This is a genomic window from Bradyrhizobium sp. (genome assembly GCF_049586575.1).
Taxonomy (GTDB): Bacteria; Pseudomonadota; Alphaproteobacteria; order Rhizobiales; family Xanthobacteraceae; genus Bradyrhizobium.
In genome coordinates this window covers 1-3,754 of sequence record NZ_JBAVCF010000727.1, presented here as the reverse complement: position 1 = coordinate 3,754, position 3,754 = coordinate 1, and the positions used below count along the sequence as shown (strand labels likewise).

Here is a 3,754-nt window from a genome sequence, read left to right as displayed (position 1 = left end):
GCGCCTGCAAGGCATGGGCGATGCGGCGTTGATGGCGCTGAAGCAGTTGTCGCTGATCGTTCACCGCCAGGCAGTGGTGATGGGTTATGGCGACGCGTTCTTCATGCTGGCAGTATTCTATTTTGGTCTCAGCATCAGCGTCATGCTCTTGAACAAGCCAACCACCGGCGTCCCGGTCGAGGCGCATTGAGGCGAGCCACGTCTGACGCCGCGCGGCGTCAGCTAACCGATGCTGCTCCAGACCAGCGTGATGCCGGACAAAAACAACAGGCCGAGGACGACGTCGCGGAAATTGCCGTCGCTCAGCACGTGATAGGCGCGCGCGCCCAACCACGCGCCGCCGATCGTCGCCGGCAGCACCAGTAACGCCAGCCACATGGTCTGGTGCGCGATCAGCCCGCTGCCCGCCTGCATGCAAAGTGCGGCGGTCAGTATCGTCCAGTTGAAAGTCTGGAACAGGCCGCGCCGTTCGTCCTTGCCCCAGCCGCGCACGCTGGCCCACAAAATCGGAATCGGGCCGGACAGGCCGGCGAGGCCGCCGAGCACGCCGCCGGCAAATCCGATTGCAGTGTCGGCAGCCTTGCCGCCGATGCGAAACGCCATTGGCCGGCGCTGCAAATAAAGCGCGGCCGGAAACACCAACAGAAGAATGCCGACGCTGAGTTTGAAGTCGCGCGGATCGGCATAGGCGACCAGCGCCGTGCCGAGCGGCACGCCGACAATGCCGCCGGCCAGAAAAGGCCACACCAGCTTGAAGTCGATCGAGCGCCAGACCGAAGGCAGGGTCGAGGTCTGGGCAATGATCGAGCAGATCAGCACCAGCTGGACCGCAACGTCCGGCGGCACGACGTAAAGCCAGATGCCGAGCGCCATCAACGCGGTGCCAAAACCTGCAAGGCCCGACACGAAACCGCCGGCAAGCGCGCCGACTATCAGCACAGAAATCGCAGTCGTGCTCATGCCGACGTGGTTCTGACATTCATATCAGAATGTCAAATCCGCTCATCAGACTTGGCGGCGTTATTGGCCGTTGCTGCGCCTCGGTCCAAAGATCTCGGTGTAGAGATCGGTGGTCGGCCCGTTGGAGGTGATGCCGAAAGCGGCGGGAACGTCCGGCTCTGGCGGAGGTGCGGGAGGCGCGGGTTGCTGTGCGACCTGCACCGGCTGAACCGGAGCCGGCTGGCCGTAGGCCGGTTGCGGCGCCCGGTTGGCCAACGTGGTCTGGCCCTGCCGGTTCGTCGTGGTCGCTATCTGCCCCGGGCGTGCAGCCGCATTGCCCTGCTGAACCGGAGTGACCGGTTGCGCCGTGACGGGCTGAACAGGCTGGGTCGAGGCAACGTTCGTCGCGGGCGCAGGCGGGGGTTGGCGCGGACCGAAAATCTCGGTGTAGAGGTCGGTGGTCGTGCCCTCGCTGGAGATGCCGTACATGGTCCCGTACGGCTGCTCGCCCTGAGCCGACGCCTGGGCCGAGGTCGCATTATTCGCCGCCGCGCATCCGGCAACGACGATCGCAACCGCGGCCAGCGCGGTGGCGGTCCGGATGCAAGGCAATGCGCTGATCAAGAAGTTCCCCCGGTCGATGGGGTCAGCAATAAAGGCTGGATATGGCGCGGGCAAGGCAAAACAATACTCCTGAAGATGGGCCCGGACCTAAACCGCTGAATGGCGAGGGGTCCGGCGCTGTTCACGCCGAACCCCTCATTGATCAGCATCAGCCGGCCTGTAAGCCGGGTTCTGTAGGGCCTCGCCCATTTGCATGGACGAGACGCGACGGCCATTCCTCTGGGACCATGCTTGCGCATGGCCTCGAGCAACCTACCCGGACAGCGAGCCAGACATCGCTCCCGCAGGCGTTATCGCTTTCGCGAACGTCCCGCGTTGCCATCCCTATTCGGTCTTGCTCCCGGTGGGGTTTACCATGCCGGTTCCGTCGCCGGACCCGCGGTGCGCTCTTACCGCACCTTTTCACCCTTACTCGCCTTCGCAGCTTGCGCTGCTACGGCGCAGCAGGCCCGAGGGCTTGTCGCACCGAAGCCCTAAGGGCGGAGGCGGGCGGTTCGTTCTCTGTGGCACTTTCCCTGGGGTTGCCCCCGCCGGGTGTTATCCGGCACCGTATGTCGATGGAGCCCGGACTTTCCTCTCCCTCGCGGGAGCGGCCGTCCGGCCGACTGACGTCCAAGGCATGGGGTTTATGGCGGGCGCCGTCAAGCCGATAACGCCGGACCTGCGCCCCAAAAAATAATTATCGTGAAGATGTCGTTTGGCGGCAGGCTTCTTCGACTGGTTGTCGGCGATGACGCCAATTCACAAGGAGGAGAGCGATGCAATATCTCTTGATGATCTACCGAAGCGAAGCCGAACTCGGTAAAATGACTGGTGCCGATCTCCAGGCCATGTCGGCGGAGTACGGCGCATTCACGCAGTCCATCATCCAGAGCGGAAACTTCAAGGCCGGCGATGGATTGCAGCCGTCGACGACCGCGACCACCGTGCGCGTGCGCGAGGGCAAGATCCTCACCACCGACGGCCCGTTTGCCGAAACGCGCGAACAGCTCGGCGGCTACTATCTGGTCGAGGCCAAGGATCTCGACGCCGCGATCGGAATCGCGGCCCGGATTCCGGGAGCCAAAAGCGGCTCGATCGAGGTTCGGCCCATCATGGTCTACAAGTGACGGCGAAGCCGTCATTTGCAAAGCGTCCGAACACGATTGCGGAAATTCCTCACTTGCAGCTTCCGGGTCAGCTGGCTTCGGCCAGCTCCCGGAGGAACGGTGAACGATGACGTCAGCCGAAATCGAAAAAATATTTCGCGACGAGGCGGGCCGGGCGCTGGCCACGCTGATCCGCCTCGTCGGCGATTTCGATCTCGCCGAGGACGTGTTGCAGGAAGCCTTTGCGGCGGCCCTCGAGCGCTGGCCCTGCACTGAACCGCCTGCCAATCCGCGGGCGTGGCTGGTCAATGTCGGGCGCAACAAGGCAATCGACCGCATCCGCCGGCAAATCTCGTTTCGCGACAAGCAGGCCGCGCTGACCCATGAAGTGCTGCTCAACGCCGAGGTTTCGGTCGAGGGCAATGACGCCGTGCTCGATGACGACATGCTGCGGCTGATCTTCACCTGTTGCCATCCTTCGTTCGCCGCCGAGGTTCAAGTCGCGCTGACGCTGCGAACCGTTTGCGGACTGACGACCGCGCAAGTGGCGCGCGCCTTCGTGGCGAGCGAGGACGCGATGGGCCAGCGCCTCGTTCGCGCCAAGCAGAAGATCCGGCTCGCCGGGATTCCCTATCAAGTGCCAGACCGCGATTCGCTCGAGCCGCGGCTGCGCGGCGTGCTGGCGGTGATCTATCTCGTCTTCACCGAAGGTTATGTCGCAACCTCGGGCGAGGAACTGATGCGGCCCGACCTCGCGCGCGAGGCGATCCGGCTCGCGCGTCTGCTCGATGCCTTGATGCCGCGCCGCCGGGAGGTCAAGGGTCTGCTCGCCCTGATGCTGTTGCACGATGCGCGTCGCAGCGGACGCCAGACCGAAGGCGGCGATATCGTGTTGCTTGAAGAGCAGGACCGCTCGCTGTGGGATCGGGCTCAGATCGCCGAAGGCTTGATGCTCGTGGAAGAGGCATTGCAGTTGCCGAGCCGCGCTGAGGCCTACACGGTGCAGGCGGCGATCGCGGCACTTCACGCCCAGGCGCCCAATTTTCAGGACACCGACTGGAAGCAAATTGCGGGGCTTTACGAAGTGCTGTTGCGGATCACCC

Annotated in this window: 4 protein-coding genes, 1 other RNA gene and 1 pseudogene; 3 read left to right on the top strand and 3 right to left on the bottom strand. The window is 64.0% G+C overall.

Going from position 1 to position 3,754, the window contains the following annotated elements:
- A pseudogene (locus tag WB528_RS26460) lies at positions 1-190 on the top strand (MFS transporter); the annotation flags it as partial.
- A gap of 32 nt (positions 191-222) precedes the next feature.
- On the opposite strand, the gene WB528_RS26455 reads toward WB528_RS26460, so the two are convergent.
- From WB528_RS26455 to rnpB, 3 genes are all read right to left on the bottom strand, one after another.
- A complete protein-coding gene (locus WB528_RS26455) occupies positions 223-960 on the bottom strand; it encodes a sulfite exporter TauE/SafE family protein (RefSeq protein ID WP_423892262.1) in 738 nt (245 codons plus the stop codon).
- Positions 961-1,020: 60 nt separating this feature from the next.
- Entirely contained in the window at positions 1,021-1,563 is a 543-nt protein-coding gene (locus tag WB528_RS26450) for a hypothetical protein (RefSeq protein ID WP_423892261.1), read from the bottom strand.
- Positions 1,564-1,707: 144 nt separating this feature from the next.
- Positions 1,708-2,172: RNase P RNA component class A (gene rnpB / locus WB528_RS26445), an RNA gene on the bottom strand.
- A 149-nt stretch (positions 2,173-2,321) separates the two neighbouring features.
- Here rnpB and WB528_RS26440 point away from each other — a divergent pair.
- Together WB528_RS26440 and WB528_RS26435 are read left to right on the top strand one after the other, a co-directional pair.
- A complete protein-coding gene (locus WB528_RS26440; protein WP_423892259.1) occupies positions 2,322-2,672 on the top strand; it encodes a YciI family protein in 351 nt (116 codons plus the stop codon).
- 106 nt (positions 2,673-2,778) lie between these two features.
- Positions 2,779-3,754 (top strand): RNA polymerase sigma factor (locus WB528_RS26435; protein ID WP_423892258.1); only part of this gene is annotated, 976 nt, incomplete at its 3' end.